Source organism: Caldalkalibacillus uzonensis (assembly GCF_030814135.1).
In the GTDB taxonomy this organism is placed as follows: domain Bacteria; phylum Bacillota; class Bacilli; order Caldalkalibacillales; family Caldalkalibacillaceae; genus Caldalkalibacillus; species Caldalkalibacillus uzonensis.
On the sequence record NZ_JAUSUQ010000039.1, the window covers coordinates 1 to 5,277 of the forward strand.

General features: G+C 37.7%; 3 protein-coding genes. All 3 read left to right on the plus strand.

Features of this window, described 5'->3' with window-relative positions; all coding sequences use genetic code 11:
* The first annotated feature begins 344 nt into the window (after nt 1-344).
* From J2S00_RS19595 to J2S00_RS19605, 3 genes are read left to right on the plus strand one after another with little or no spacing between them, the layout of a single operon-like run.
* Entirely contained in the window at nt 345-1,790 is a 1,446-nt protein-coding gene (locus J2S00_RS19595; RefSeq protein WP_307343954.1) for a sodium:solute symporter family protein, read from the plus strand.
* Complete coding sequence (locus J2S00_RS19600; protein ID WP_307343958.1) at nt 1,774-3,534, plus strand: sensor histidine kinase; 1,761 nt, start codon at nt 1,774-1,776, stop codon at nt 3,532-3,534. The genes J2S00_RS19595 and J2S00_RS19600 overlap by 17 nt, the downstream gene beginning before the upstream one ends.
* Complete coding sequence (locus tag J2S00_RS19605; RefSeq protein WP_307343961.1) at nt 3,503-4,966, plus strand: sigma-54-dependent transcriptional regulator; 1,464 nt, start codon at nt 3,503-3,505, stop codon at nt 4,964-4,966. The genes J2S00_RS19600 and J2S00_RS19605 overlap by 32 nt, the downstream gene beginning before the upstream one ends.
* The last annotated feature ends 311 nt before the right edge of the window (nt 4,967-5,277 follow it).

A 5,277-nucleotide genomic window follows, 5' to 3' on the forward strand; every position in this document is an offset into this window, starting at 1 on the left:
TGCCTATCAACAATTGCAAGCTATGTTTAAAGAACGCTATGAGATATAAGCTTCATCATCCTTATGCCATTTTAAAAAGTTCGAAGAACCTGTCATGGGATTCGTATACACTTCGCCCTTGACAGAACCTTCTGATACTTTTTCATTAGTAATTAAGGATGATGAAGGCCTAAATATAGTTGCGATTCCAGAGGCGCCCTACGGGCTTACACAAAATTCTTGACGATACCATTTTGAATGATATGATAAATTATTTGTAATAGGACACTATCCTTAAGTGAAGCTTTTTTATTTGATAGACATATCAAGTTAAGGATGGGCCATTTCGAATTTGGAGGTCTACGATGCTGATTGCCTTGCTATTTTTTATCATTTATTGCGCATTTATTTTGTATTTTGGCAAATACGGTCTTTCTCAATCCAGCCGTTTGCGCATGTTTTTTGTTGCTCAACATCGCCTTGGTCTGTGGCCTTCAGTATTTACGTTTTGTGCAACGTGGATGAGTGCAACATCTTTTTTGGCTTTAACAGGATCGTTTTATTTAGAAGGGTTAAGTCCACTCTATACAGTTATCGCAGGTTGGATCACCGGTGCCTTATTGCTCTTTACCATCGTGATTCCTTTGAGAAAAATAGATCTATTGACGATACCTTCCTATTTTTGTAAACGGTTTCAAAGTCCGTTTTTGCAAGTGTGGAGTGGGGTTGTAATTGTTGTCACTCATATTTTTTATATGGTATTCCAAATTTATGGGTTTGGCATTGTGCTCAGTTATTTGCTTGAGATCCCCTACGTTTTAGCGGTCTTTTTGGTTTATATGTTTCTGATTTATACCACTTTTGGCGGGTTATACTCGATTGCCAGAACTGACACTATTAATTTTATGTGGATGTTATTAAGTATAGGTATACTAGCAGTTTTGATTGGTATTCGTCTGGGCCGTGATGATAAATGGGGGGATTATGGAGTCCTCGCCTCGGATCCAAACTTTCACTTTCAAGAGTTAGCCTCTCTGGGTGAGAACTGCTTGTCTATTGCGCTTTCCTTTTTGATGATTTTCTTAATCTGGGCGTTGGGGAAGGCTTCTCATACACAGTACTTGATACGCATTCTATCAGCAAAAGATCATAGAACTGCCTTTAATATGCTTAAAATATCTCTTCCCCTGTTACTTATTTGCTATTTGGCAATCGCCTTTATTGGAACAGGGAGTGTACTGGTTGTATCTGATTACGCTTTGGTTAATCCCAATGAGATTATTCTGCTTATCATTGCAGAAGTAACAAATAGTATCTGGGGAAGTTTCCTGCTGATTGGTATTTTGGCCAGTGCTGTTTCTACGGCTAATTCTCAACTGCATCTTTTTTGTATTAGCATGTCATATGATATTGTACTGCCCATCATGAAATATCGCTGGCGGAGAAGTTATATGATCACATTTAATCGATTCATGATTTTCTTTGGTGCAACATTAGCTTTGTTGTTAAGTATTAATCCCCCTCTGAGTATATTAGGGCTTGGAAGCTATTTATGGGGAATATTAGCCTTTTGTTTCTTTTTCCCACTATACGGGGGCTTACTTTGGAGAAGGGCAACTTCTCAAGGGGCAATTACATCCATTGTCAGTTCATCGGTTATAGGAGGTGTTTTAATTGGCTATGATTTTTATGTTCAATCTTTAAGCTTTCATCCTGCGGCAATTACAATTTTGATTGCATGTGTGTCTTTTGTTCTGATCAGCTATATTACAAGCCGTAGAGAGGTTAACAATGATGATAAACAAAATTAAGTCTTCCATTGAATATAAGATACTCTTTGCTTTTTTAACATTGTTTCTTTTAGCTGTCTGCATCGTTGGCATTGTCAGCTATTGGTCAACTTTTCAACTTTATAAAGATTCAAAACTCGACCAGCTGCAAATCCAATATGAACATTTAAGCTTTTTTCAACAGTACTTGATACAGGAACATTTGTCACAGGCTGAAGCAGAACATAAATTTGTAGAGTACTTGTATACAACTCAACCTCATAACATTCAGGTTATTGATGTAGCTGGAAATGTTGTGTATACACCACCTCCTTTAGAAAAGAATAAGTCCAGTTGGTTTACCCAGGATATACTGGTGATTAAAGATTTGGCTTGGGAATGGCACCTCGTTCTTTATGAAGAGGTTGATCCTTTTTCGCCCGAATTGGTGGAAATCCAAAAGTACACCATTCTAGTTGCCGTTATAATCTCTATTATTGTTATACAAATCGTCATATTTTTGGCCAATCACATCTCCCAGCCGTTGCGTGGCTTAGTTCAAACAATGGAAAGAATTGATTTGCAATCCTATTCCATCCCCTCATTTCAGGTAAGATCAGATGAAATTGGCAAATTGCGTACTGCTTTTTCAAGGATGTTAAAGAGACTGCAAAAAACAGAACAGAAAATGTTTCGTATGCAAAAATTGCAAAAAAGTATTCTCGAAAGTTCTTCATTCGGGGTCGTATCTAAAACATTTGACCCGGAGGAAGTGTATATTAATCAGGCTGCACAACAAATGATTGACAAACAAATATCACTGGCGACCTCCGACAGTGAGACCAAAAGGAAGAATTTGTTGGGTGTCATCATGGAACTGGCACAAGAATCGTGGGAAAGCAACCAGACATTGGAAAGGACGTATCAATGGGAACAAAATGGCAGTTTGGAACTGGTTGTTAACATTTATACGACGTTCCTAATTGATGATAATCAACGTATCATTGGTGTATTGTGCAATATGCAGGATATGACCGAAAAGGTTAATGTGGAAAGGCGTATTGTGCGCATTGACCGTCTAGCTTCTCTGGGGGAGTTAGCAGCTGGTGTAGCACATGAAATCCGCAATCCTTTAACAGGCATAAAAACCACGACACAAGTATTGCAACGGCGTTTAGAAAGGGAAGTTTCTCATGATACGTCTCAATTTATGAAGCGGATAATTCGTGAAATAGATCGACTCAATAAATTGGTCACTACTTTATTGCAATTTGCTAAACCAGAGCAGTCTAAGCCAGTCAATAATAGATTGGCAGAAGTGATAACAAATACCCTCACGATGGTATCCAAACATATTGAGAGAAAGCATATCGTCTTGGTCCGTAATGATGATCCTGAATTAAAGTTTCTGTTTGATACAGATCAGTTAAAGCAAGTCTTATTGAATCTGATATTAAATGCCATTCAAGCATCTCATCCACATGGACGGATTATTGTCTCGTCTGGCTACAGGGGCACACAGGTGTATTTTTCGGTTCAAGATTTTGGGTGTGGGATTCCAGATGAACATATTGAAAATATCTTTAACCCTTTTTTTACAACACACCCTTCAGGAACGGGACTTGGTTTATCTGTTGTTCATCGTCTGGTAGAGCAAAATCAGGCTAAAATTGATGTTCAGACTGAAGTTGGAAAGGGAACGACTTTTACCGTATTTAGGGAATATAATGATCAATTGACGAAGGAGGATGCTTATGCTTCAAACCAGGATATTAGTTGTCGATGATGAAGAAGCTATTCGCTTTTCCTTGGCTGAAGGTTTAAAGGATCAAGGTTATGTGGTATACACTGCTGAAACCGGTCATGAAGGATGGCGGCTGATTGAAAATGAGCCGATCAAACTTGTCTTTCTTGATATTCGCTTACCAGACCAAAGCGGGATTGAGCTGCTAGAGAGGATAAAGAAAGAGTATCCTCACATAATAGTGATTATGATAACAGCCTTCGGGGATACTCGAAGTACTGTGGAATGTATCAAAAAAGGTGCTTACGATTATTTAAATAAACCATTTGATCTAGAAGAGATTTTCTTTCTGTTAGAACAGGTATTTGAAAGAGAAAACCTAAAGAGGACAGCGGATTTGTACCAGGTGCAGCATTACGATCGTCTCTATCAAGATCGTTTTATCGGAGAAAGTGACCACATGAAGCAAGTATTTAAGAAAATTAATATTGTTGCCCGTTCACCCGAAACGACTGTGCTGATTGAGGGGGAAACAGGAACCGGAAAGGAACTTGTAGCTCGTTATATTCATTTTAATAGTGAACGAAGAGATAAGCCTTTTGTTGATATCAATTGTGGAAGTATTCCTCAAAATTTAATGGAAAGTGAATTGTTCGGATATGAAAAATATGCTTTTACTGGTGCTGGCCAATCGAAGAAAGGGCTGGTTGAATTAGCAGATGGTGGGACGCTTTTTTTAGATGAAATTGGCGAATTACCTACTGAAATGCAGGCTAAACTTCTGCGTTTTTTAGAGACTAAAAAAATCAAACGTGTGGGAGGGAGCAGGGATATACATGTGGATGTTCGTTTTGTAGCAGCTACAAACCGAAATTTAAAAGAAGAGGTAAGAAAAAACCGTTTCCGTTCTGATTTATATTACCGACTAAATGTCTTTCCTATTCAACTTGCTCCATTAAGAGAAAGAAGAGAGGATATTCCTGCATTGGTACAGTATTTTCTTGAGCAACATTGCCGTAAGTTAAATTGTTCTAAGAAGAGATTCACGGAGAGAGCATTAAAATGTTTTATGAATTATCGTTGGCCGGGTAATGTGCGTGAATTAAAGAATATTATTGAACGGATGATTCTGCAAAATTATCATACTGACAAGCTTGATGTTCATCATTTGCCACAAGATTTACTGCAAGAGGATATGTTAACCCAGGAATTGACAGCGTCTCACACGTATCACGAGCAGGAAGAAACTGAAACTGTTGGTCATGTGGAGGATGTAATCGTATCAAATAACACACTTGATGAAATTATAGAAAAGGGATTGGAAGAGGTATTAAGTAATCAGGAAAAAGCATATTTAAAACGGTTCCTGGATATGACCCACTGGAATATATCTGAAACAGCAAGATTAATTGGCATGAGCCGCCATACGTTAAAACGAAGAATTGACAAATATTTTCCTAAAAAACATCTATAACGACTGAATAAAGCAGCAGAAGCTATGTATGAAATGAACAAATACAGTTGTCTCTATGATGCTCAAAAAAGCTCATTTTGATTATTATATTAAATTTTGACCCTTTTTAGAAAAGAGTCTTTTTTGTTGCAGACATTTAAAAGTTCCTAAATTAAGGCGTTTTACATTTGTTTGATTAATTGGCATGTTGTTTGCATATTTTTCGATGATCAAATCAAAGAGCAGCGGTATGATGTCAAGAGACTAATTTGAACAAAATCGCTGCTTTAACGGAGGTGTAGCGAAAAAAGGCAATAGGAAACTAAGCCCAC

Coding starts and splice junctions, on each gene's coding strand:
- J2S00_RS19595 (WP_307343954.1), top strand. CDS start 345: ATGCTGATTGCCTTGCTATTTTTTATCATTTATTGCGCATTTATTTTG.
- J2S00_RS19600 (WP_307343958.1), top strand. CDS start 1,774: ATGATAAACAAAATTAAGTCTTCCATTGAATATAAGATACTCTTTGCT.
- J2S00_RS19605 (WP_307343961.1), top strand. CDS start 3,503: ATGCTTCAAACCAGGATATTAGTTGTCGATGATGAAGAAGCTATTCGC.